Source organism: Geobacillus sp. BK01, assembly GCF_052220245.1.
Classification (GTDB): Bacteria; Bacillota; Bacilli; order Bacillales; family Anoxybacillaceae; genus Geobacillus.
Genome location: NZ_JBQPTH010000014.1, coordinates 32,815 through 54,667, shown reverse-complemented (window position 1 = coordinate 54,667; position 21,853 = coordinate 32,815). Strand labels below are relative to the sequence as shown.

Annotated in this window: 24 protein-coding genes and 1 riboswitch; of the genes, 12 read left to right on the top strand and 12 right to left on the bottom strand. The window is 52.7% G+C overall.

The window, feature by feature from the left end; translation table 11 throughout:
* Positions 1 to 84 precede the first annotated feature (84 nt).
* Positions 85 to 1,497 carry a glycolate oxidase subunit GlcD gene (gene glcD / locus ACTVDO_RS13095; protein ID WP_020958617.1) on the top strand — a complete coding sequence of 471 codons (1,413 nt, stop codon included), beginning with the start codon at positions 85 to 87 and terminating at the stop codon, positions 1,495 to 1,497.
* Positions 1,494 to 2,858 carry a (Fe-S)-binding protein gene (locus ACTVDO_RS13090; protein WP_020958618.1) on the top strand — a complete coding sequence of 455 codons (1,365 nt, stop codon included), beginning with the start codon at positions 1,494 to 1,496 and terminating at the stop codon, positions 2,856 to 2,858. Before glcD ends, ACTVDO_RS13090 begins: the two co-directional genes overlap by 4 nt.
* Before the next feature lie 114 nt (positions 2,859 to 2,972).
* Here the strand turns inward: ACTVDO_RS13090 and mreBH are convergent, their stop codons facing one another.
* Entirely contained in the window at positions 2,973 to 3,980 is a 1,008-nt protein-coding gene (gene mreBH / locus ACTVDO_RS13085; RefSeq protein ID WP_020958619.1) for a rod-share determining protein MreBH, read from the bottom strand.
* 226 nt (positions 3,981 to 4,206) lie between these two features.
* On the opposite strand from mreBH, the gene ACTVDO_RS13080 reads away from it, so the two are divergent.
* Entirely contained in the window at positions 4,207 to 4,590 is a 384-nt protein-coding gene (locus tag ACTVDO_RS13080; RefSeq protein WP_256380478.1) for an EAL domain-containing protein, read from the top strand.
* Positions 4,591 to 4,801: 211 nt separating this feature from the next.
* Here the strand turns inward: ACTVDO_RS13080 and ACTVDO_RS13075 are convergent, their stop codons facing one another.
* Positions 4,802 to 5,254 carry a C40 family peptidase gene (locus tag ACTVDO_RS13075; RefSeq protein ID WP_020958621.1) on the bottom strand — a complete coding sequence of 151 codons (453 nt, stop codon included), beginning with the start codon at positions 5,252 to 5,254 and terminating at the stop codon, positions 4,802 to 4,804.
* 345 nt (positions 5,255 to 5,599) lie between these two features.
* On the opposite strand from ACTVDO_RS13075, the gene ACTVDO_RS13070 reads away from it, so the two are divergent.
* The 5 genes from ACTVDO_RS13070 (at position 5,600) to ACTVDO_RS13050 (ending at position 10,814) form a co-directional block, all read left to right on the top strand.
* Positions 5,600 to 8,050, top strand: coding sequence for a putative bifunctional diguanylate cyclase/phosphodiesterase (locus ACTVDO_RS13070; RefSeq protein ID WP_442901686.1), 2,451 nt, complete (start codon positions 5,600 to 5,602; stop codon positions 8,048 to 8,050).
* A gap of 1 nt (position 8,051) precedes the next feature.
* Positions 8,052 to 8,423, top strand: coding sequence for a DnaJ family domain-containing protein (locus ACTVDO_RS13065; RefSeq protein ID WP_020958623.1), 372 nt, complete (start codon positions 8,052 to 8,054; stop codon positions 8,421 to 8,423).
* Between the two features lie 206 nt (positions 8,424 to 8,629).
* On the top strand, positions 8,630 to 9,193 hold the full coding sequence (locus tag ACTVDO_RS13060) for a hypothetical protein (protein WP_041267831.1): 564 nt from the start codon (positions 8,630 to 8,632) through the stop codon (positions 9,191 to 9,193).
* 168 nt (positions 9,194 to 9,361) lie between these two features.
* On the top strand, positions 9,362 to 10,027 hold the full coding sequence (locus ACTVDO_RS13055) for a precorrin-2 dehydrogenase/sirohydrochlorin ferrochelatase family protein (RefSeq protein WP_020958625.1): 666 nt from the start codon (positions 9,362 to 9,364) through the stop codon (positions 10,025 to 10,027).
* Positions 10,002 to 10,814 carry a PhzF family phenazine biosynthesis protein gene (locus tag ACTVDO_RS13050; protein WP_442901689.1) on the top strand — a complete coding sequence of 271 codons (813 nt, stop codon included), beginning with the start codon at positions 10,002 to 10,004 and terminating at the stop codon, positions 10,812 to 10,814. The genes ACTVDO_RS13055 and ACTVDO_RS13050 overlap by 26 nt, the downstream gene beginning before the upstream one ends.
* 126 nt (positions 10,815 to 10,940) lie before the next feature.
* On the opposite strand, the gene bshB2 is transcribed toward ACTVDO_RS13050, so the two are convergent.
* Positions 10,941 to 11,594 (bottom strand): bacillithiol biosynthesis deacetylase BshB2, encoded by a 654-nt coding sequence (gene bshB2, locus ACTVDO_RS13045; RefSeq protein WP_020958627.1) that lies wholly within the window; start codon positions 11,592 to 11,594, stop codon positions 10,941 to 10,943.
* 13 nt (positions 11,595 to 11,607) lie between these two features.
* Entirely contained in the window at positions 11,608 to 11,955 is a 348-nt protein-coding gene (locus ACTVDO_RS13040) for a YojF family protein (protein ID WP_442901685.1), read from the bottom strand.
* A gap of 163 nt (positions 11,956 to 12,118) precedes the next feature.
* On the opposite strand from ACTVDO_RS13040, the gene ACTVDO_RS13035 reads away from it, so the two are divergent.
* Positions 12,119 to 12,889 (top strand): arginase family protein, encoded by a 771-nt coding sequence (locus ACTVDO_RS13035; RefSeq protein WP_442901684.1) that lies wholly within the window; start codon positions 12,119 to 12,121, stop codon positions 12,887 to 12,889.
* 121 nt (positions 12,890 to 13,010) lie between these two features.
* On the opposite strand, the gene ACTVDO_RS13030 is transcribed toward ACTVDO_RS13035, so the two are convergent.
* From ACTVDO_RS13030 to ACTVDO_RS12995, 8 genes are all read right to left on the bottom strand, one after another.
* Entirely contained in the window at positions 13,011 to 13,295 is a 285-nt protein-coding gene (locus ACTVDO_RS13030) for an acylphosphatase (RefSeq protein WP_063211836.1), read from the bottom strand.
* Positions 13,296 to 13,364: 69 nt separating this feature from the next.
* On the bottom strand, positions 13,365 to 14,111 hold the full coding sequence (locus tag ACTVDO_RS13025; RefSeq protein ID WP_020958631.1) for a sirohydrochlorin chelatase: 747 nt from the start codon (positions 14,109 to 14,111) through the stop codon (positions 13,365 to 13,367).
* A 10-nt stretch (positions 14,112 to 14,121) separates the two neighbouring features.
* A complete protein-coding gene (gene cobA / locus ACTVDO_RS13020; protein WP_041267833.1) occupies positions 14,122 to 14,898 on the bottom strand; it encodes a uroporphyrinogen-III C-methyltransferase in 777 nt (258 codons plus the stop codon).
* Between the two features lie 165 nt (positions 14,899 to 15,063).
* Entirely contained in the window at positions 15,064 to 15,675 is a 612-nt protein-coding gene (gene cysC / locus ACTVDO_RS13015) for an adenylyl-sulfate kinase (RefSeq protein WP_442901683.1), read from the bottom strand.
* Positions 15,676 to 15,687: 12 nt separating this feature from the next.
* The gene (gene sat, locus ACTVDO_RS13010) at positions 15,688 to 16,848 is read right to left on the bottom strand and encodes a sulfate adenylyltransferase (protein WP_442901682.1); all 1,161 of its coding nucleotides are present in this window, start codon (positions 16,846 to 16,848) and stop codon (positions 15,688 to 15,690) included.
* 31 nt (positions 16,849 to 16,879) lie between these two features.
* On the bottom strand, positions 16,880 to 17,953 hold the full coding sequence (locus ACTVDO_RS13005) for an inorganic phosphate transporter (RefSeq protein ID WP_442901681.1): 1,074 nt from the start codon (positions 17,951 to 17,953) through the stop codon (positions 16,880 to 16,882).
* 15 nt (positions 17,954 to 17,968) lie between these two features.
* Positions 17,969 to 18,676 (bottom strand): phosphoadenylyl-sulfate reductase, encoded by a 708-nt coding sequence (locus ACTVDO_RS13000; protein WP_023817456.1) that lies wholly within the window; start codon positions 18,674 to 18,676, stop codon positions 17,969 to 17,971.
* A 120-nt stretch (positions 18,677 to 18,796) separates the two neighbouring features.
* A riboswitch (SAM riboswitch) is annotated at positions 18,797 to 18,903 on the bottom strand.
* A gap of 133 nt (positions 18,904 to 19,036) precedes the next feature.
* Positions 19,037 to 19,261, bottom strand: coding sequence for a DUF1128 domain-containing protein (locus ACTVDO_RS12995; protein WP_020958637.1), 225 nt, complete (start codon positions 19,259 to 19,261; stop codon positions 19,037 to 19,039).
* Positions 19,262 to 19,471: 210 nt separating this feature from the next.
* Here ACTVDO_RS12995 and ACTVDO_RS12990 point away from each other — a divergent pair, with 210 nt between their 5' ends.
* The 3 genes from ACTVDO_RS12990 to ACTVDO_RS12980 all read left to right on the top strand — a co-directional run bounded on the left by ACTVDO_RS12990 (position 19,472) and on the right by ACTVDO_RS12980 (position 21,844).
* Complete coding sequence (locus ACTVDO_RS12990; protein ID WP_442901680.1) at positions 19,472 to 19,960, top strand: low molecular weight protein-tyrosine-phosphatase; 489 nt, start codon at positions 19,472 to 19,474, stop codon at positions 19,958 to 19,960.
* A 39-nt stretch (positions 19,961 to 19,999) separates the two neighbouring features.
* The gene (locus tag ACTVDO_RS12985) at positions 20,000 to 20,821 is read left to right on the top strand and encodes a YihY/virulence factor BrkB family protein (RefSeq protein ID WP_420480332.1); all 822 of its coding nucleotides are present in this window, start codon (positions 20,000 to 20,002) and stop codon (positions 20,819 to 20,821) included.
* A 459-nt stretch (positions 20,822 to 21,280) separates the two neighbouring features.
* On the top strand, positions 21,281 to 21,844 hold the full coding sequence (locus ACTVDO_RS12980) for a TasA family protein (RefSeq protein WP_020958641.1): 564 nt from the start codon (positions 21,281 to 21,283) through the stop codon (positions 21,842 to 21,844).
* Positions 21,845 to 21,853 lie beyond the last annotated feature (9 nt).

Sequence of the window (21,853 nt, the reverse complement as noted above, 5' to 3'; positions counted from 1 at the left end):
CTTGGCTTTGATGGAAACAGGTGCCAAGTCCGCACCTTTTTCCGCTGTCGATGAATGCAAACGATGGGGGAAAGGGTGGGACCATTGATTCCAAACGAGGCGAAAAAACGGTTGATTCAAGTCGTAGGAGCTGAAAACTATGATGACACGAAAGCGGGGCGGCTCGTCTATTCGTACGACGCAACGCCGCAGTTTCAGTCGCTCCCCGATGCGGTCATTGCGCCGCGGAATACGAAAGAGGTCGCGGAAATCGCGAAAATTTGCAACGAGTATCGCATCCCGATCGTGCCGCGCGGGTCAGGAACGAACCTTTGCGCCGGTACGTGTCCGGTTGAAGGTGGAATCGTTCTCCTGTTTAACCATATGAATCGCATTTTGGAAATTGATGAAGAAAACTTAACCGCTACCGTTCAGCCGGGGGTGGTGACGCTTGATTTGGCGAAAGCCGTTGAAGAAAAAGGATTGTTTTATCCGCCGGACCCGGGATCGATGAAAATTTCAACGATTGGCGGCAACATTAGCGAAAACTCAGGCGGCTTGCGCGGCCTGAAATACGGGGTGACACGTGACTATGTGCTCGGGTTGGAAGTCGTCTTGGCGAACGGCGATGTCGTCCGCACCGGCGGCAAGCTGGCAAAGGATGTAGCTGGTTATGATTTAACCCGCCTGTTTGTCGGATCGGAAGGAACGCTTGGCATTGTCACCGAAGCGACGCTCAAGCTCATCCCGATGCCGGAGACAAAGCAAACGATGCTCGCCCTTTATCAAGATTTGGAGGCGGCCGCCCGTTCAGTGTCGAAAATCATCGCCAACAAAATCATTCCGGCGACGCTCGAGTTTTTGGACCAGCCGACATTGGAAGTGGTCGAAGATTTTGCCCGCATCGGCTTGCCGACCAATGTCAAGGCCGTGTTGCTGATTGAGCAGGATGGGCCGAAGGAAGTGGTAGAGCGCGATATGAAAAAGATGGCCGATATTTGCCGGGCCGAGCAGGCGGTGTCCGTTCAACTCGCCGGCTCGGAGGAAGAAGCGGAGGCGCTGCGGACGGCGCGGCGGGCGGCGCTGTCGGCGTTGGCGCGCTTAAAGCCGACGACGATTTTAGAGGACGCAACCGTGCCGCGCTCAGAAATCGCCAAAATGGTCAAAGCGATCAACGAAATTGCCGAGAAGTATCAACTGAAGATCTGTACGTTCGGCCATGCCGGCGATGGCAATTTGCATCCGACCTGTCCGACTGACGCCCGCAACCGTGAAGAAATGGAGCGGGTGGAACGAGCGTTTGAAGAAATTTTCGCCAAGGCGATTGAATTGGGTGGCACGATTACCGGTGAGCATGGTGTCGGGGTGATGAAAGCGCCATATTTGGAATGGAAGCTCGGCCCGGCCGGCATTGCTGCCATGAAAGCAGTCAAGCAGGCGCTCGATCCGAATAATATTATGAATCCGGGCAAAGTGTTCGCCAAAAGCACAAGAAAACGGGTGGTGGTGACACGATGACAACGAAGACAGAACAAGCGCTCATTCAAAAAGCGTTTCAAGAACGGATGGACGAGGATGAACTGTTGAACTGTATGCGCTGTGGATTTTGCCTGCCATCATGCCCGACGTACATCGAATCGGGGCAGCAAGAAGCCCAGTCGCCGCGCGGACGGATTGCCTTAATGAAGGCGGTCGTCGATGGGTTGATTGAGCCGGATGAGGACGTTGAACGGACGCTTAGCCTATGTTTAGGCTGCCGGGCATGCGAGTCGGTCTGTCCGTCCGGGGTCCGCTACGGCCATCTGTTGGAAGAGGCGCGCGACATTATCGCCCAGCATAAAAAAATGCCGCTTCCGGTTCGCCTGATCCGGAAGTTCGTGTTTGCCGGGTTGTTTCCGCATCAAGAGCGGATGCGGAAGGCGACGGCGCTTCTCGGTTGGTATCAGCGTTCCGGGTTGCAGACGCTTGTGCGAAAAACCGGGCTGCTTCGCCTGCTTCCGGCCTCGTTCCGGCAAATGGAGCGCGTGTTGCCGGACGTGCCGACCGCAAAAGAGATGAAAAACCGGCCGCATCGCCTTACCCCGGACGGTGCGGTGAAAAAACGAGTCGCCTTTTTCGCCGGTTGCTTGATGGATACGATGTTTCTGGCAACAAACGATGCGACGCTGCGTCTGCTGCAGCTCGCCGGCTGCGAAGTCATCATTCCGCCGTCCCAAGGGTGCTGCGGAGCGTTGCATGGGCATGGCGGGGAGAAGGAGATGGCGAAAGAGCTGGCAAAGCGAAACATTGCCGCTTTTGAGCAGCTCGACGTCGACTACATTGTGACGAACGCCGGCGGCTGTGGAGCGTTTTTGCTGGAATATGACCATTTGCTAAAGGACGACCCGCAATGGCGCGAACGGGCGGCGGTGTTTACTGCGAAGATCAAAGACATCTCAGAAGTGCTTGTCGAGCTCGGATTTCATCAACTACCGCTTCGTGTGGCGCCGCAAACGGTCACATACCAAGATTCATGCCACTTGCGCAACGTGATGAAAACAGCGACGGCCCCACGCCGTCTGTTGCAGGCAATCGAAGGGGTTGATTTTCGCGAGATGCAAGATGCTGATCGCTGTTGCGGATCGGCCGGCATTTACAACCTTATGGAACCGGAGATGTCAATGCAAATTTTAGACCACAAAATGGACATGGCGAAACAAACGAAAGCGACGACGATCGTGACGGCGAACCCAGGCTGCTTGCTGCAAATGAAGCTCGGCATCGAACGGGAGGGATTGGCGGAAAACGTTCGTGCTGTCCATATTGTGGACTTTCTGCTTGAGGCCGCTGAGGGAGCACAAGCGGAAAAGGAAGGTACACATCTTCGACAAACATCATAACATGAAAAATCCCCGCATCGCCGCGGGGGTTTTTCATTACGAACGGTGGAATGTCTATTCATCTTGTATGGGCGCCCGCCTGTTTTTCATCGATGGCTGGAAGAAATCGGATGGCTATAGCACCGCGCCGAGCCGTTTTGGTATCGCCCGCAACGCTTTTCCGGTGCCGATGGCGACTGCTTCAGCCGGATTGGGCGCGACATGCACCGGCACGTGCAGTTCCGTGCTCAGCCATTGCTCAATGCCATGCAACAAGGCACCTCCCCCGGTGAGTACCACACCGCGGTCAATAATGTCACCGCTCAGTTCGGCTGGACATTCCTCAAGAACAGCGCGAATGGCTTCGGCGATTTGCCAAAGCGACTCTTTGATGGCGGTTTGCACTTCGGCTGGATCCAAGGACACCGCTTTGAGGAAGCCGGTGACAAAATCGCGGCCATGGATCGTTACCGGCTGCTCCACAGCAGTTCCTGGGGCGCTGCCGATTTCGATTTTGACGTGCTCGGCTGTCTGTTCCCCAATTAACATATTGTAGCGCTGGCGGACGTATTGCATAATATCTTCGTCAAGCCGATTGCCGCCGATGCGAAGCGACCGGCAGGCGACGACGCCGCCAAACGAGATGATTGCTGCTTCCGTTTTGCCGGCTCCTAAATGGACGACGACATTCGCGACCGGTTCACCGACCGGCAAATCTGCACCGATAGCGGCCGCGACGGGTTCCTCAATAAAATGAATATGCTTCGCCCCACAATGTTTGGCGATTTCGTAAAAAGAGCGGCGCTCGACGGAGGTGGCGTGGAACGGGACACTCATGATGACGTCTGGCTTTTTGAGAGCGAGGCCGAGCTGTTTGCCCGACTGTTTGAAGACTTGTTGCAACAGCGCCTTGGCACGGTCAAAATCAGCGATGACGCCGTTTTGCAGCGGATACGTCACTTCAACATGGGGTGGAGTTTTGCCAATCATTTCTTTCGCCTTTTGGCCGATTGCCATAAGCTTGTCCGCCTGGCGATTATAGGCGACCGCCGCCGGTTCGTCAAAAAGAAGCCCTTTCGTCTGGCTAAACAGCCTGACATTCATCGTCCCTAAATCGACGCCCAGCTCTGAGGAAGCGAACAACGAAAACACCTGCCTTTGTCAAAAATCGATGAACGGACAACCAATCATCATCTATACCATTCGACAAATATCGTCTATTTATGTCTGTCATGTTAGAAAGCAGGTGATGTAGCGAAAAACATGCTTTATGACATTGTTTCGTAAATTGAAAAACCTTATTGCATCGTTTTTTCATTTTGTGCCGTCCCACGCTAGCTAGAGGCGGCCGTCTTTTTTTACTGAAACCATCGCGTTGAGTGATGATGAACAAGTAATGGAGTCGATTCAAGCGCTCAAACGGCTCGGGTTTCGAATTGCTATTGATGATTTTGGCAGCGGGTATTCTTCGATCGGTTATTTGCGAAAAATTCCGATTGATACGCTAAAAATTGATAAATCGTTGGTTGTGGACATTATGGAAGATGAAAAAACGGCTCTCTTGACAGTAGCGATCATTTATATTGCCCACCATTTAGGGATGCGAACCGTTGCGGAAGGGATTGAAACAAAGGGACATTTCGATTTTTTAGAAAAATACTGTTGCGATCGGGTGCAAGGCTACTTCATCAGCCGGCCGATGCCGTTGGATGAACTTATTTCATTTATCAGGGCGGACGCAAACAGAAATTAGAACAGTGGACGAAAAAATTTTTTTGTTTTCGTGTATAAAAAACGAGAAAGTGGAAATGAATAATAGCGTAACGTTTTCCAAGTATTCCCCCGATCCCCTATGAATATATAATTGGGCTCTCCGGTTTCGGAGGGCCGCTTTTTTTTGCATAACAAAAACTCCCTGCCTATTAAGCGCGCTTCATATGACAGAGAGCTTTTGCGGTGGGACGCTACAGACGCTTGGCCCCGACATATTTTGTTTTCCAATAACTGCTGTTTAAGCTGTCGATTTTGACACCGCGGGAAACGGCATGAATGACTTTATTGTTTCCAATATAGATGGCAACATGGGAGACGCCTTTTGTCCGCTTGGAAGTGTCAAAGAACACTAAATCTCCTGGTTGCAACTTTGACTTATGTACGTATTTCCCTTTTTTGTACATTTCTTTGGAAGAGCGCGGCAGCGTGACACCGACTTTTTGATGGGTGTAGTAAACAAATCCCGAGCAGTCAAATCCTTTTGGCGTTTTGCCACCATACCGATACGGGGTGCCGACCAGTTTTTTTGCCTCAGCGATCAGCCTTGTCTTGTTGGCGGCTGCATCAGAACTGGAAGTGCTTACAAAAAAGGAGGAAAAAAGAACGATGAATGATACGGAAACAAGTGTGAGCCATTTTTTCATTTTCCCGAACCCCCGACAAAATCTTTTTCCATTCGACGTTGTTTGATTACAGTATAACAGAGGAAAATGGTCTTGTTTTTTACAGTTGAATTAAATAATGTTACAGCACAGTTACAAACATAGGACCTAGTCCTAATGGTTTATAACAGTTTGTTGTTATGTTCCTGATGGAATAGCCATTTTTATGGCGGCAGTTATATAGCTTTTCTGCCCCTTTAGTCCTATGATTGGAATGTGGATGTCGGAAGCTGTCGAACGAATAGGAACGGTGGAGGGAAGCGAAGGGAAGGATCCCGACTTTATAATGAAGGAAGAACGTCGAAAAATCTATGACGGTGATGATTTATGTCGAATAAGTTCGAATATCTTGTATACATAGTAGCATTTTTCTTGACAGCCGGTGCCGGTTGTATGTATGCCCATCGGGTGACAAGGCGTTATGGAGCGTTGTCGCCATGGAGGGTGGCGCCGAAGCTGACCGTTGTGTTCACTATATTTTCGCTCTTTCTTTTTGGCGCCGGAATGGTTTATATCGATTACGCAGAGAAGCGCGAGCATGGTGAATACAAAGAAAGTGCCAAGCAAATCGCCGGCATGATCGCCGGCGATTTGGCCGCCATGGGACATGAGTGGCTTGACGAAAACGCGGACCGCCATCCCGCGTATCATACGATACTGACTGCGCTTGAGCGCTGGCAGCATCATGGCCGCATGACCGGTGTATATACGTTAAAAAGGAACGGGAGCGGCGAGCTATATTTTGTTGCCGCTCTAGCGGTCGATTCCCACCGGAACGGCCGCATCGACGGCAAAGCGGAACAACTTGTTCCGCCCGGAACGGTTTACCGCCATACTTCCCCCGAAATGGAGGAGGCTTTTCGCGGCCGATTTGTGATGGAGCGGCCAAGCATGGATGAGCGGGGGGGAAGCATTCGCACTTTTATGCCGATCAGGAAGCTTGACGGGACTATAGATGCAATCGTTGGCGTTGAGTATGATGCGGGGATGTATGAGCAGCGCCTGCAAAAAGAACGGCAAAAGGCAGCTGCAATAATAATGGCACTGTATTTCGTCATTGTCTTCATTTATTTGTTAGTGCTCTATCGACAAATGGAGCGAAACGCGCTTGCCGTCTATAAGAAAGCATTAACGGCGAACGAGGAACGGTTGCGCCGACTGGCGGAAATGACGACGGAAGGAATCGTCGTGTGTGCATCTAAGAAAATTGTCGAAGCAAATGAAGCGGCTTGCCGCCTGCTTGGCTATACGGCAAGTGAACTCGTGCACTTGCCGATCGATGATATAATGGTCGATGGATCGCTGAGACCGGGCCGTTCGGACAGCGGCCCGGAGCGGTTTGAAGTCGAGTTGCGGCGAAAGGATGGGACGGTGTTTCCGGCGGAAATCGTGCAGCGCCGTTACGATTATGAAGGACAAAAAGGAACGGTCATCGCCGTCCGCGACCTGACCGAGCGGAAGCAAAACGAGAGGCGGCTGCAATACATTGCCAGCCATGATGAACTGACTGGTCTCCCGAACAAAGAAGCGATGTATAAGCAGATTGAACAATGTCTCACCGACGCCAAACGGAATGGCCAAGAAGCGGTGGTTATGTTTTTAGAAGTGAGCGGCATTAAGACGATCAACGATTTTTACGGCTATGCCGTTGGAGATAAGGTGTTGCTCCATCTGGCGCGCGTTTGGAGAGAACAGGAAGGGATCGTGGTTGGACGTTGGAGCGGGAACGAATTTATCGCCGTGCTGCCGGACGGCGCACATGAAAAAGCAGAGGAGGCAGCAAAGCGGCTGATTGAGGTCGCGGACGAACCGATTGTCATCAACGGGTTGGAGCTGTATGTGACGGTAAACGTCGGCATCAGCGTCTATCCGAAAGACGGGGAAGACGTGAAAACGTTAATCCGCAAGGCGGACATTGCCCGCTACGAGGCGCGGAACAAGGCGGCGAGCGATTTTCTCTTTTTCACTGAACCGATGGTCGGCCGATTGCATGAAAAGATGGCGATGGAGCGCGATTTGCGGCGCGCGCTTGAAAACGGGGAGTTTGAGCTTTATTACCAACCGCAAATTCAGCTGTATGACCGGAGCATCATCGGCATGGAAGCGCTCATCCGTTGGCGTCACCCGGAAAAAGGGATGGTTCCTCCATCATTGTTTATCCCGGTCGCTGAACAAACGGGGATGATTATTCCGATCAACGAATGGGTGATTCGCACCGCCTGCCGGCAAACGAAACAGTTGCTTGATCAGTTTCCGCATTTGTCCGTCTCGGTCAACTTATCGCCATACGAGTTTGAAAGCCGCCGGTTTGTTGACAAGCTCGCCCGCCTGCTCGCCGACACCGGGCTGCCGCCGCACCATTTAGATCTTGAAATTACGGAACGGATGACGATGGATACGGAGCGTGCGCTCGATATTTTGTCAAAGTTGAAGGCACTCGGTGTGACAATCAGCATGGACGACTTCGGCACCGGCTATAGCTCGCTCAGCTACTTGACCGACTTGCCGATCGACCGGTTGAAAATTGACCGCTCATTTGTCCAGCATATTCAAGGAAAAAAAGATGTCATCTTGCCGTCCATTATTCGTCTCGGGCATAATATAGGTGTCAAAGTGTTGGCCGAAGGGGTCGAAACGGAGACGGAAGCCGCCTATTTGCAAGGAAAACGGTGCGATGAGGCGCAAGGATACTACTTTTCCCCGCCGCTTCCGTATGATGAGTTTGTCCACTTTTTGAAAGAGCAATATACGAGGCGGCAGGCACAGGAGTTGACATGAAATGGACGGATTTTGGCGCATCGCCGAGGAGAAAATCCGCGAAGCAATGAAAAACGGCGAGTTTGACCATTTGCCCGGTTTCGGCAAACCGCTTGAGCTTGAGGACATCTCCCATATCCCGGAAGAGTTGCGGCTCGGGTATTTGCTGCTGAAAAACGCCGGGTATGTGACCGAGGAAACCGAACTGCGCAAAGAGCTGATGACGCTCGAAGATTTGTTGCGCTGTTGTGAGGATGACGAGAAAAAGCAGGAACTTACGAAAAAATGGACGGAAAAACAGCTTCGCTTTGCTGAATTAATGAAAAAGCGCCAACAGACAAACTCGAAGGCGCTGCGCGACTATGGGCGGCGCATTGAGGAAAAATTCCGCTAAACGGTTTCTTCCGATAACAATAAGGGGACTCGGTTTTTTGCGAGCCCCTTATTTTTTATGCAAGGATATTCAAAAAACGGGGAAAATAGGGAAGGAGTCAATGGTTGGAAAGGAGGAGGCGCGAAGAAGAGCAAAAGCAATGATTGGTCCCAGCTGCCTAGCCGTTGATGATCGTGAGCGAAATGAAAAGAAGAGGAGTGAAGATGGTGAAAAAAGTATGGGTTGCCTTTTTTGCCTCACTCGTGCTGGCGATGCCGTCATGGGTGGCTGCCGGTCATCATGAAGCCGTTGATGTTCATTTGCCGATCGGCCATATGTGGAAGCATGACGGGCTGGACGAACAAAAGTGGATGGAGATGGTTCAAACTTATACGCCTGAACAGGCAGATGAATGGAAAAAAGTGCTCGATGAGCGGAAAGCGTTGCGTCAGCAGCTGAACGACGAGAACGTGAAACAGGCCATCAAAGAAAAGTGTAAAAAGATGAAAAAAGAGCGCGAAGCGGCGCTTGACCGGCTCATCGATCAGCTGGCCAATAAAAAAATCACGAAGGAACAGTTTAAACAGGAGTTGAAACAGTTACATAAAAAGAAACGGTGGATGACGAAAGAAGAAAAACAACAGCTTCATCAGCTTCATGAACAAACGAGACAGGCGATGGAGAACAACGATCAGGAGGCGATGAAAAAGCTGCTTCCGCAATGGCTTGAGCATATGAAAAAGAAAAACGAACGATTGTCCCAATGGCTTCAAGAAGTGAAACAAGGGTGATATAATCAAGGAAAAAGCCGTGTCCGATGCACGGCTTCTTTTTTTACCTTTTGGCTGGGAACGCCTTTTGTTTGCCAGCCAAGGCAGGCAGTCGGGCAAGATCGCGCCTGTTTGTGCGCAGAAAACGATTCAGTCTGCCTGATGATGATGGAATGGGAGGGTTGCGCCGTGGGATATCCGGTTATTCTTCATTTGCGCGGCCGCCGCGCGGTCGTCATTGGCGGCGGCCAAGTGGCGGCGCGGAAAGTTTACGGCTTGCTCGAAGCGGAAGCGGACGTTGTGGTGGTCGCCCCGGAGGCGGTGCCGGACATTGAAGCGCTCGCGGCCAAAGGAGAGATCGTTTGGCGTCAGAAGACGTTTGCTGAAGACGACTTGGCAGGAGCGTTTCTTGTCATCGCGGCGACAAACGACCGGAATGTGAACGAAGCGGTGGCGCAGGCAGCGGGATCAGGCCAGCTGTTGAATATCGTCGATGACCCGAAACGGTGCGATTTTCACGTTCCGGCTGTCGTCCGCCGCGGCCCGCTGACGATTGCCGTATCGACCGGAGGGGCGAGCCCGACGGTGGCTCGCCGCATCCGGAGCGAGCTTGAGAAGCAATACGGAGACGAGTATGGGACGTATCTTCAGTTTTTGCAGAAGGCCCGCGATGTCATTTTGCGTGAGGTGGCGGACGATGCCGCACGAAAGCGGTTGTTTCGGGCGCTCGCGGCCGACGAATTCCGGCAAAACGGCCGTTGGGATGAGAAGTTCGCTCACCTGTTGACGAAAGAAAAAGAACGAAACCGGGAAAGAAGGGATGGGAATGATGAGGATTTCGATGTACATTGTTGATGCGTTCACTGACCGGCTGTTTGCCGGCAACCCGGCGGCTGTCTGTCTGCTGCCGCATCCGGCTCGTGATGAGTGGATGCAGCGTGTTGCCGCAGAAATGAATTTGTCCGAGACGGCCTTTGTAGTTTCGCACGAGGGCGGTTACCGCCTGCGCTGGTTCACGCCCAAAGCCGAAGTCGATTTATGCGGGCATGCGACATTGGCGAGCGCCCATGTGCTGTGGGAACGGGGGGAGTGCCGCGCGAATGAAGCGATCGCCTTTTTCACAAACAGCGGGGTGTTGACGGCTGTCAACAACGATGGCTGGATTCGGCTTGATTTTCCGAATGAAGCGCCAATGTTGGACGAGTCGCCCCCTGCTGAGCTCACCGACGCCTTGGCGGTAAAGCCGCTGTTTATCGGGCGAAACCGGTTTGACTATTTAGTGGAAGTTGATTCGGAACGAATCGTGCATGAGCTGCAGCCGGATTTTCACTTGCTTCAACAAGTGGATGCCCGCGGTGTGATCGTAACAAGCCGCTCGATGACGGAAGGAGTGGACTTTGTGTCGCGGGCTTTTTTTCCAGCCATTGGCGTGCCGGAAGACCCGGTCACCGGCTCGGCGCACTGCTGCCTTGGGCCGTATTGGGCGGACCGATTCGGAAAAACGACGCTGGTGGGCCATCAAGTTTCATCCCGCGGCGGTATTGTGCGGGTGACGATGGCGGGGGAGAGGGTGCATCTTGAAGGAAAAGCGGTCACTGTGTTGAAGGGGGAATTGGCCGAAGAAGCGAACGTTTGGCTATAGATGAAGATAGCAACTGCTTGGCCGAGCGGCGATGTTTGCGTGTGTTGGAACAATGGAATTGTGCTCAATAAGAAAATAGGGGGCCAGAATGAAATTCCTCCCCCGTTCAAATCGGTGTCCGACCGGCTAATCATCCCACCGATACGTCCAAAACCGCTCTGTTTTCAGCCAAGCAAGCGCATCGCCGCGCTTGGAGGCCGCCTGCATCAGCCCCTCGGTTTGTGAACGGTGGGCGCGGATGGCGGCCAGCTTCGTCTCGATCACCGGGCTGACATCGCGGATGACGTCTGGTTGGCCAAGATCTTGTTCGCAGTTTTTCGCAAAGGCCACACAATGGACGGTCGGCCGCTCGTTTTTTGGCCGGCGTTTTAGGGCGCGGATGACCGCAGCGCCGCATGCATCATGGTCAGGGTGAACGCTGTAGCCGGGGTAAAACGTAATGACGAGCGACGGGTTCGTTTCCGCCACGATGGCGGCAATCCGGTCAGCAAGCTCGTTTTCATCTTCAAATTCGACCGTTTTATCGCGATATCCAAGCAAGCGCAAATCACGAATGCCGAGAACGCGGCACGCTTCTTCCAGCTCCTGCTTGCGGATGAGCGGAAGCGTTTCACGGTTGGCAAACGGGGGCACGCCCATATTTCGCCCCATTTCGCCAAGCGTCAGGCAGGCGTACGTCACCGGTGTGCCGATTTGCACATGCTGGGCAATGGTGCCCGAAACGCCAAACGCCTCATCATCCGGGTGGGGAAACACAACAAGTACGTGTCGTTCCTTCATCGCAAGCCCCTCCTTATGCGAACGGCGTGTCGCTCAGCTCAAGGGCGACAGCCAGTTTCCCTTCGTAATCGTGTCCGGCCAACAACAACTGCCCTTCGTTCGTCCATTCCCAATGGGTGAGTCCTTCGGCGTACACCCAACCGATTTGAAGCTTCAGCCCGACACGATACGGCCCTGGGCCGGTGATTTTGCCGCGGGTGAAGCGGATGCGGGCGTTGCGGATGTAAGCGCCGGCGGAAAAAAATCGTTCGTTATGATGAGAGGCGTACGCCCCGTTCGTCGTTTCTAAATGGATGTATACGTCGCGATTGGTGAAGCGGTCCAGCGCCTCTTGAACAGCGGCGGCGTCAATCGGCTGCACGCGGGGTCCCTCCTTTAGCTGTTTTCTATATATTGTACATGACCAAGGCATAGGAACGGAAATATTTCGTCTTTCATTGTATAATGAAGACGAACACATCTTGGACTCATCCGCACCTTAGAGGCGTTGAACAACGATTCAGCGAAAGGAAAGGTGAGGAGAAATGGGGTTTCAAGGCAATGGTGTCACGATGCTCAATTTTGACGGCACTCACCGGCCGCAAAAGCGATTGTTCCGTTTTCCGCACGAATGGATCGATATGTCGGATGTGCCGGAGACGAATTTGTATTGCAGCGAGGCAGCTCTTGCGGAAATTGAACGGCGGCTGGGCCGTCGGCGGCTGCGCGGGGCGGTTTTAATCGGGAACGGCAACTTCCATTATGTGAGCTATTTGCTCGTAAAGGAGATGAAAGAGCCGTTTACGCTCGTCTTGTTTGACCACCATACGGATGCCGAAGGAGGGAGCGACCGCCTCATTTCATGCGGCTCGTGGGTGGCTTACGCACTCGGACATCCGCAGCTGCAAAAAGTCGTTATTGTCGGCCCGTCACTTTCTCCAAGTCATCTCCGTTTATCTCCAAAAATTACAGTTCTTCCTTTCGATAATCACGATGAATGGCCGAAGGCGCTTTTGGACGTCATTCCGACCGGAAGCGTCTATATCAGCATTGATAAAGATGCGCTTCGCCGTGAAGACGCTGTGACGAACTGGGACCAAGGGGTGATGCCGCTTTCCCGGCTGCTCGCTTGTTTGCGCCTTCTACTATTCTATAAAAAAGTGCTCGGCGTGGACATATGCGGGGAATATCCGCAGGCCGCTGTCGATGTATTCCATCCATTTTGCCGTGAAGCGCAGCAAAAAAATGAGCGCGCAAATACGGCCATTTTGGAGACGTGTTTTCAATATGCGGCGCCGCATTTGCGGCCGGCTTAAGCAAACGGACGGCTGTCCCGCTTTTTTCCTCGGGTGAAAAGGAGCGGAGGAAGCGCTTGCTGGCAGACGGAAAGCGGCCGTACTGAGAACCCGCTTAGGCTGACTGCTAGTGGCGCGTCGGTCAAACGCCATTTCCGTACATAATGCGGAATTTTGTTTCGTCAGGGCGGACGGGGCGCGGCTCGACGTGCATGCGGGAAACTTTGGCAAACATCGTGCCGGCTTCAATCGTATCCAAAAACAGTTGGAGCGCGCTTTCATGCCCTTGGGCTTCCATTTCCACTGTCCCGTCATCATTGTTTTTCACCCAGCCGGTCAGCTGGCGTTTGAGCGCCTCGTGTTGGACGAAATAGCGAAACCCGACGCCTTGCACGCGCCCTTCGACCATGACATGAACCCGCTTCATCATGATGAAGCCCTCCTTCACTGCGGTCGCTTCGCTTCCATCATACCATGAAAAAAGGAGCTTGTCTGCTCAAGCTCCTTTTTTCGCTGCCGACAGCGACTGCACTTGTTGTTGAATGAGCGTTACAAGCCGCGGATGATACCCTAAATATGAGCATAAATGCCACTGCTGATGGGAAACAGGCAGCGTCCGCAGCTTTCGTTCGACCGTTTTCATTAAGAGGCCGGTAAACAGCAAATACGGGACGACAAACACGTGCCGGTATCCGGATGCGCTCGCCCGTTCGAGCCCTTCGTCAAGCGTCGGGTGGATGGCGGCGAGAAAGCAAACATCCACGTGCGGCGCGTTCGTTTTTTCTTGCAAGCGCCGGGCGATGGCGGCGATGTCGCGCTTCGTATCCGGATCGCTGCTGCCGCGGCCGATCAGAAGGACCATGGATTCGCGATCAAGCGGCGCCGGCTGCTCGCCGATGCGGTCGATGATGATGTCGATCATCGTCTCATGGACGCCAAACGGCGCCCCGCAGACGATCTCCAAAGACGGATGGCGCCGTTTCGCCGCTTCAAGCGCAGCCGGAATGTCGTATTTGGCATGGCCGGCGGATAGAAGCAGCAACGGGATGACAATCACACGAGTAGCCCCTTGGGTGACACAGAGATCAACACCGGTCACAATATCCGGCTCGGTCAGCTCAACGAAGCACAGCTCTTGAATCGGGATGTCGATCGCCGCCTTGCATTGTTCAACGAAGCGGACCGCTTCTTGGTGCGCAGCCGGAACCCGGCTGCCATGGCCGACATACAAAACAGCTTCCATCGCCATTGCCTCACGAGGTGGCGCCGGCGGCTGCCGACGATGACAGCAGCCGCTCAAACCATTGAATGTTGGCGCGCAGCCGGACGACATCCCCGATGATGATCATGCTTGGATTTTCGATATGTTCTTTGGCGGCAACGGCAGCGATTGTCGCCAGCGTGCCGGTGACGGTGCGCTGGCTTGACGTCGTTCCCCATTGAATGACCGCCACCGGCGTGTCCGGAGCTTTGCCGTATTTGATCAGCTGGCCGCAAATGTACGGCAAGTTGTGAACGCCCATGTAAATGGCGATCGTATCAATGCCTTTGGCGAGGCTTTCCCACTTGATGTCTTCGCGGATTCCGTCGCGGCGATGACCCGTGACAAAGGCGACGCTGGAGCTGAACTCGCGATGGGTAACAGGGATGCCGGCATAAGCGGCTGCCGCGATGGCTGACGTGACGCCGGGAACGATCTCAAACTCGATCCCGTGTTGAACAAGCGCCTCTGCCTCTTCACCGCCGCGCCCGAACACAAACGGATCGCCCCCTTTTAAACGGACGACCGTTTTTCCCTTTTTGGCATGCAGAACGAGCGAACGGTTGATCGTTTCTTGCTGCATGACATGATAGCCGGGTAGCTTGCCGCAAAAAATGAGCTCAGCATCCGGCTTAGCATACGCCAACAAGTCTTCATTAATGAGGCGGTCGTACAAAATGACGTCTGCTTGTTGGATGCATTTCAATCCTTTGACGGTAATGAGTTCCGGATCGCCGGGGCCGGCGCCGACCAAATATACTTTCCCCATCGTTGTTTCAGCCCTTTCTTGCATAATCCAGCTTGCTTGCCGGTCACCGTCTTTAGGCGGCTTGAGTGAATGTGGTTGCTTTTATTGTAAACAGCCCGCCTTGGCACGAAAACGACTTTGTAAAATCGTCTCCCCCTCTTTTTTCGAGTGGGAGACACGGCATCGTCAGTTCGTTTCCACCGCTGGGATGAATCCGCGCTCCCGCAAATACGCGAGCACTTGCTCGACACATTCATCAACCGAATAGCGGTGTGTTTCAATGGTCAGCTCCGGGGCTTCCGGCGCTTCATACGGCGAATCGATGCCGGTGAATTCGCGGATTTCTCCGCGTCGCGCCTTCTCATACAGCCCTTTCGGGTCGCGCTTTTCGCACTCCTCGAGCGGGCAGTTGACGTAAATTTCGATAAACTCATTTTCTTCGACCAAGCGGCGGACGAGCGCCCGGTCTTCAGCAAATGGCGAAATAAACGCTGTTAATACGAACTGGCCGCTGTCGACAAACAATTTGGCGACTTCGCCGATGCGGCGAATGTTTTCCGTCCGGTCGGCGGCGGAAAAACCGAGGTCTTTATTGAGCCCGTGGCGGATGTTGTCGCCATCGAGCACGTAATTTTGAATGCCAAGCTCAAACAGCCGTCTGGAGACGGCGTTCGCCACCGTCGATTTGCCGGATCCGGACAGGCCAGTGAACCAAAGGATGGCGCTATGATGACCGTTGCGTTGGCGACGATCTTCTTTTGTCACCGATGTATGATGCCAAACGATATTCGTGCTCATCTCGCTCCTCCTTTAGCGTGTCGACGGGGTGACCGCTTCGCGTTCTTGCAACCCTTTGATCAAGACGGCGGCCACTTCCGGACGGCTGAACGTGCTCGGCGGCACTTGGCCGTTGCGCAACATTTCGCGGACTTTCGTGCCGGAAAGGACAACGTGATATTGAGCGTCGTGCGGGCACGTTTTCGTCGATGCCATGCCTTCGCATTTCGTGCAATAAAAGCTATGTTCGAAAAAGAGCGGTGTAATGCCAAGCTCTTCGGCCGTAAAGTTCGAGAAGATTTTTTGTGCATCATACGTGCCGTAATAGTTGCCGACGCCCGCATGGTCGCGGCCGACGATGAAGTGCGTGCAGCCGAAGTTTTTCCGCACCATGGCATGGAAAATCGCTTCGCGTGGCCCGGCGTAGCGCATCGCGGCCTGGAAGACGCCCAAGAAAACGCGGTCTTTCGGATAATAGTTTTCAAGCAACACTTGATAGCTTTCCATCCGGATGTCGGCCGGAATATCGTCCGCTTTCGTTTCGCCGACGAGCGGGTTTAAAAACAAGCCGTCAACGATTTCAAGCGCGCATTTTTGAATATATTCGTGGGCGCGGTGAACCGGGTTGCGCGTTTGGAAGCCGACGACTGTGTTCCAGCCGAGTTCGGCAAATCGTTTCCGCGTTTCGGCCGGATCGAAATAAAACGGAGCAAACTGGCCTTTGTCGGTCCGTTTGACGAGCGTAACCGCTCCGCCGACGTACACATCCGGTTTTTCAAACAGCTTGCGCACGCCCGGGTGAGCGAGTTCGTCGGTTTTATAGACGAGCTTGGCTTCTTTCGTTTTATCCGGGCGGTAAATATCGGCGATTTCAATAACGCCGTAGACGTCGCCGTCATAAACGAGCTTCGCTTTGTCGCCGGCAGCGAGTTCACCCGCTTTTTCTTCCGTCACCGCCAGCGTAATCGGGATGCTCCAGACGGTGCCGTCAGCGAGGCGCATCGTTTCCACGACCGCGTCGTAATCTGCTTTCGTTAAAAAGCCGGTGAGCGGGCTGTAGGCGCCTGTGCCGATCAGCTCGAGGTCGCTTAGTTCGGCTTTGGAAAGCTCGATCGTTTTCGTTGCTTCATCGATTGGGTAATCCGGATTCCAACGGTTGATCAATGTGCCGCCATGCGGAATGCTTAAGCTCATGTTCATAACCTCCTAGATTAATAGATGTTCATTAAATGCCGCCGCCATGTTCGTGAAGCGAACGCTCTTCTTCGGCGACCGTTTTTTTCAAGCTGATGACGCCAAGCGTCGCCAGGCAGACGCTGAAGATGGCGATCACCGTGTAAACGTCGCTGTCAAGCAACAGCTTCACAAGGCTGTACGAAATGACAAGGGAAAAGATGGGTGAAACAAACCATACTTTTAATAGCTGTGCAACAATCCGCTTTTGCCAAATCGACATCCCGCTTTTCGCTGTTCCGATGCCGATGATCGCTGATGTCGTAATCTGCGTAAGCGGAACAGGCAAACCAAACAGCGACGAAATGATGACGAGCACGGCTCCCGTGCCGGAAATGGCGCTCCCTTCAAACGGGGAGAAGTTCGTGATTTTCTTCCCATTTGTTTCCAAAACACGATGTCCAAGCAAGAGGGCACCGGCGGCGACGAACAAGCCGCCGAAAATAGTTGCCGGCCCGACCGCCATCAGCCCGGCCCCGACAAGCGGCCCGACGGCGTTGGCCACATTGTTCATACCGGCGGAAAACGCCTCGAGAAAGCCGGTGATGACGAGCAAGGCCATGAACGTTTTTTGCCAGCGCCCTTGTTCAAGTTGCGGGTACTTTCGCTTGAGCGCCAAAAACCATTTGCCGACGGCCAGTGTAAACGAAAAGGCGATGATCGGGATCACGACCCATACCGACATGATAAACAGCAGTTTGTGAAAGTACACCGCCTGATAGGCGATGCCGACGCCGACGACGGATCCGACGGTGATCTCGCTCGTCGAGAGCGGAATGCCCATGATGTTCGCCGCAAAGAGTGAAATAGCCGCCGCCGTTAAAATGATGACAACGATTTTGACGGTGAGGATCGAAGACGGAATAATGCCCGACCCGATCGTTTTCACCACTTCTCCGCCGCCGAGGCTGCCGAGGAACACGCCGATGCCGCAAAGAAGGAGGGCCACCGATTTTTTCGGAATGGCGCCTGATCCGTAGGCGACACCCATTGAGGCGGCCGCGCCGCTCGCCCCGATGTTCATGGCGAAGAAAAAAGATACAATAAAGGCAATGGCAAGGAGCATATCATTGTTCTCCCCCTATGTGAGATGGAGCCCGCACTCCGTTTTCCCCTGGCCGGCCCAGCGCCCGGAGCGCAAATCGTTCGGGTCTGATGCCGGCGCCGTGCACGGGGCGCAGCCGATGCTCGGGTAGCCCTGGTCATGGAGCACGTTGTACGGAAGGCCGTGTTTATACACGTAATTCCAAACATCTTTCCACGTCCAATGAATGAGCGGGCACACTTTAATGGAACGGAACTTGTCGTCTTTATTGATGTACTCGACATGACTCCGGGTCGGCGACTGCTCGCGGCGCAAGCCGGAAATCCAAGCGGTGACTCCGGTCAAGACTTCCCGCAGCGGAATGACTTTGCGCAGCTCACAGCATTTGTTCGGATCGCGCTTCCATAATTCGTCGCCAAATTGCGCAGCCTGTTCTTCCAACGTCAAGTGCGGCTTTTTCATCACGATGCGGAGCGACGGGTATTTTTCCTGTACCTTCGCGATCGTGTCGTACGTCTCTTGAAAATGCAGCCCTGTATCCAAAAAGACGATTTCTGCATCCGGCTTGACCTGGGAGATCAAATCAATGAGCACAATCCCTTCAATGCCGAAGCTGCAGGCGTACACAATGTCATCGCCGTATTCACGGTACGCCCAAGCGAGGACAGCCAGCGCCCCTTTTGTGTCATCATCGGACGGAAAAGACGGTTTTTCGGCCGTTTCCCATCGGTCATATGTGAGCATCGTTTCCCCCTCCTTAAAATCAAAGAAAATCAACGTAATTAGTCGGATATTCATCCGGCAGCGAGCAGCGTGGCGACAAAAACGCCCCTTCCATTTCGGAAAGAGCGGAAGAACGGAGACGCCTTATCTTCCAAAATGGATCCCATTTTGCTGGAATTAGCACCTTGCCAAATACGGCAGGTTGCCGGAGTTCATCGGGCCAGTCCCTCCCTCACTCTTGATAAGCGTATGTAATGGTTGTAATTGATTAAAATTTTAGCACAATTGTCGCCAATGTCAATCCTAGTTTTTCGATAGGAATTATTTTTTTATACACTAAGGCGGCTTCGCGGCGCTTCCATCCGGTGACAGAAGGGGGGATTACCGCTTGCGCAGGCTTCCGAGCTCCTCGACAATGGCTTGTATTTCGCTTGGACTGAACGTTTCACGTTTCATGACCATGTCGTAAATGTCTTTCAGTTCGTCATACCACGCCTCGGAAAAATGGGACGGCTTAATCGCATCAATGTTGAGCATTTTTAATTTTTTCTTCAGTTGCTCAACTATATATTCGACGTTTTCCATCGACGGTTTCGACAAGTCCATTGTTTCATTCCTCCCATGGCAAGTTACCATGCATTGTACCATATGAGCCGGGAAAAAGGGAGAGGCAATATGGCCTGCATCAACGATGGATGGTAAAATGTAGATGCATATGCATGCCCCTCCAGAAAGAGGCAGTCAGGGGCTTGGATGAAAAGGGAAAACTAACGATAGGAAAACGGTATAGAAATAGCGAAAGGGGTTGTTGATTGGATGATCAAAGTGTTGTTTGTTTGCCTCGGCAACATTTGCCGTTCGCCGATGGCGGAAGCGGTATTCCGTCATTTGGTGAAAGAACGGGGGCTTGACGGACAGATTGCCGTTGATTCAGCGGGAACGGGCAGCTGGCATGTCGGCGAGCCGCCGCATGAGGGGACAAGGCGGATTTTGAACGAGAACGCCATTGACTATTCCGGTATCCGCGCCCGGCAAGTCGGGCGCCGCGACTTGACAGAATTTGATTACATCATCGCCATGGACGCCGCCAACTTGAGCGATTTGCGCCGGATGGCTGGGCCAAATTCAGCAGCCGTGATCGCCCGGCTGCTCGATTTTGTCCCGGATCGGGAAAAAGATGATGTGCCGGATCCATATTATACCGGGAATTTCGCCGAAGTATATGATCTTGTCCGTTCCGGATGCGAACATTTGCTTGACACGATCGTCCGCAACCATCAGCTGACTCCGAGGGAAAGGACATGATGAAAAAACGGAAAAGGAGGGCGACACGTGTTGGTGGATATGACGTTCATCCGCGAGTTGGCCCGGCGCTTTACGGAGGATGAAGTTCCGCGGCTGTCAGCGGAGTTGGCGTATTACTTTCTGTTGTCGCTGTTTCCGTTTTTGCTGTTTTTAATGACGCTGTTGGCGTATTTGCCGATTCCACATGAAGATGTGCTTGCGCTTGTGCGGCAATATGCGCCGAAGGAGGCGCTTCATCTGATCGAGACAAATGTGCATCACTTAATGGACGAGCAAAATGGGAAACTGTTGTCGTTAAGCATTATCGGTGCCATTTGGTCCGCTTCAAACGGAATGGGCGCCATTATGCGGGCGTTCAACCGCGCTTATGACGTGGAGGAAAACCGGCCGTTTTGGGTGGCGCGCGGACTGTCGATTGTGTTGACGGTCGGGATGATCGCCGTGATTATCGTCGCGCTCGTGCTGCCGGTATTCGGCCGGATGATCGGGCTGTTTTTGTTTTCCACATTAGGGTTATCGGAACACTTTTTAACCGTATGGAATACATTCCGTTGGACGACGAGCTCGCTGCTACTGTTTGCTGTCTTTACTGCCCTTTATTATTTTGCCCCAAACAAGCAGTTGCGCTGTGTCAATGTCGTGCGTGGCGCCCTATTCGCCACCGCCGGCTGGATTGCGACATCGCTGGCATTTGCCTATTATGTCAACCACTTCGCCAATTACACGGCCATGCATGGGAGCCTCGGCGGGATGATCGTGCTGATGATTTGGCTTTATTTGTCCGGCATGGTTCTCGTTTTAGGCGGGGAAATGAACGCCATTTTCGATTGTGGACGTGAAGGAAGAAAGCGGCTTCGTTGATGTGTATAAATGATCCGTAAACCGGATAACGTAACGATGCGGGGGATTTTGATACAGGGGGGATTACGATGGCGAAGCACACGAAAAAAGACGGGGGCACGAAACAAAAAGGGAAAAACAGGCCGAAACATAAAACGAGCGGCAGCGCCAACGGCCAAAACGGCTATCATTAAAAATGGATCCCTAGAGGTCGGTTACCGGCCTTTAGGGATCTTTTTATGTAGCTGTAAATTTTGGTCACAAAGTTGCAAAATTCAGTGGCTATGTAGGTTGGGTATAATAGAAGGGGGATAGGAAGAAAGATCTATTCATCAATTCCAATTAAAAAGAGAAGGTGCGGAAAAGGAGGATGTTTTTCCTAGGAGCCATTTTGACAAGACGAAAAAAAGCAGTGATGTGTTTGCAAAGGATCTAACATCGTTCAAAATTCAAAAAAAATGTGAGGGAGGGGGAAAGAAGATGTTCAGCGGCCGGTTGGGAGGGAGAATGAGCGGCGGCATCTTCTTTTTGTTTGGCATGTTGATCATTGTTTTCTCTTCAGCGGTTGCTCCGATAAACTCCAGTTTCACGGACTCCGATTCGAACACAGGAAACATTATACGTTCCGCCTTGCTCGATATTTCTACGACACCTGCCAGCCCGACAGTGCTTTATAATATCAGTAATTTTCTTCCCGGGGATACAGCTACGCGTTCCATAGAAATTCATAATAGCGGAAATGTGGATCTTACCTATAACATTTCTGTAACGGCAAATCCGGGCAATACGATCCTTTGGACAGATACGGATAAGGGGCTTCAAATTGAAATTAAAGACCAAGATTCCGGGACTGTTCATTACGAGGGGCCGATTAGCATGCTTTCTGTTTCAGATATTTTGCTTGTGGCCGGCCAGTCTCATCATTTGCAGTTCAAATTGGTGTTCCCGGAAGAAGCCGATAACAGCTTTCAAAATCTTCAAGAATCAATGACATTTCGGTTTGACGCGATGCAGTTGCCTGGCGGCGAACGAACGAATAACTAGCGGGTGATG

Bases quoted from the DNA above. Each gene is read 5' to 3' on its own strand.
- ACTVDO_RS13090 (WP_020958618.1), top strand. From the start codon at position 1,494: ATGACAACGAAGACAGAACAAGCGCTCATTCAAAAAGCGTTTCAAGAA.
- ACTVDO_RS13075 (WP_020958621.1), bottom strand. From the start codon at position 5,254: ATGAAAAAATGGCTCACACTTGTTTCCGTATCATTCATCGTTCTTTTT.
- ACTVDO_RS13070 (WP_442901686.1), top strand. From the start codon at position 5,600: ATGTCGAATAAGTTCGAATATCTTGTATACATAGTAGCATTTTTCTTG.
- ACTVDO_RS13065 (WP_020958623.1), top strand. From the start codon at position 8,052: ATGGACGGATTTTGGCGCATCGCCGAGGAGAAAATCCGCGAAGCAATG.
- ACTVDO_RS13050 (WP_442901689.1), top strand. From the start codon at position 10,002: ATGAGGATTTCGATGTACATTGTTGATGCGTTCACTGACCGGCTGTTT.
- bshB2 (WP_020958627.1), bottom strand. From the start codon at position 11,594: ATGAAGGAACGACACGTACTTGTTGTGTTTCCCCACCCGGATGATGAG.
- ACTVDO_RS13035 (WP_442901684.1), top strand. From the start codon at position 12,119: ATGGGGTTTCAAGGCAATGGTGTCACGATGCTCAATTTTGACGGCACT.
- ACTVDO_RS13030 (WP_063211836.1), bottom strand. From the start codon at position 13,295: ATGAAGCGGGTTCATGTCATGGTCGAAGGGCGCGTGCAAGGCGTCGGG.
- ACTVDO_RS13025 (WP_020958631.1), bottom strand. From the start codon at position 14,111: ATGGAAGCTGTTTTGTATGTCGGCCATGGCAGCCGGGTTCCGGCTGCG.
- cobA (WP_041267833.1), bottom strand. From the start codon at position 14,898: ATGGGGAAAGTATATTTGGTCGGCGCCGGCCCCGGCGATCCGGAACTC.
- cysC (WP_442901683.1), bottom strand. From the start codon at position 15,675: ATGAGCACGAATATCGTTTGGCATCATACATCGGTGACAAAAGAAGAT.
- sat (WP_442901682.1), bottom strand. From the start codon at position 16,848: ATGAGCTTAAGCATTCCGCATGGCGGCACATTGATCAACCGTTGGAAT.
- ACTVDO_RS13005 (WP_442901681.1), bottom strand. From the start codon at position 17,953: ATGCTCCTTGCCATTGCCTTTATTGTATCTTTTTTCTTCGCCATGAAC.
- ACTVDO_RS13000 (WP_023817456.1), bottom strand. From the start codon at position 18,676: ATGCTCACATATGACCGATGGGAAACGGCCGAAAAACCGTCTTTTCCG.
- ACTVDO_RS12995 (WP_020958637.1), bottom strand. From the start codon at position 19,261: ATGGACTTGTCGAAACCGTCGATGGAAAACGTCGAATATATAGTTGAG.
- ACTVDO_RS12990 (WP_442901680.1), top strand. From the start codon at position 19,472: ATGATCAAAGTGTTGTTTGTTTGCCTCGGCAACATTTGCCGTTCGCCG.
- ACTVDO_RS12985 (WP_420480332.1), top strand. From the start codon at position 20,000: ATGACGTTCATCCGCGAGTTGGCCCGGCGCTTTACGGAGGATGAAGTT.
- ACTVDO_RS12980 (WP_020958641.1), top strand. From the start codon at position 21,281: ATGTTCAGCGGCCGGTTGGGAGGGAGAATGAGCGGCGGCATCTTCTTT.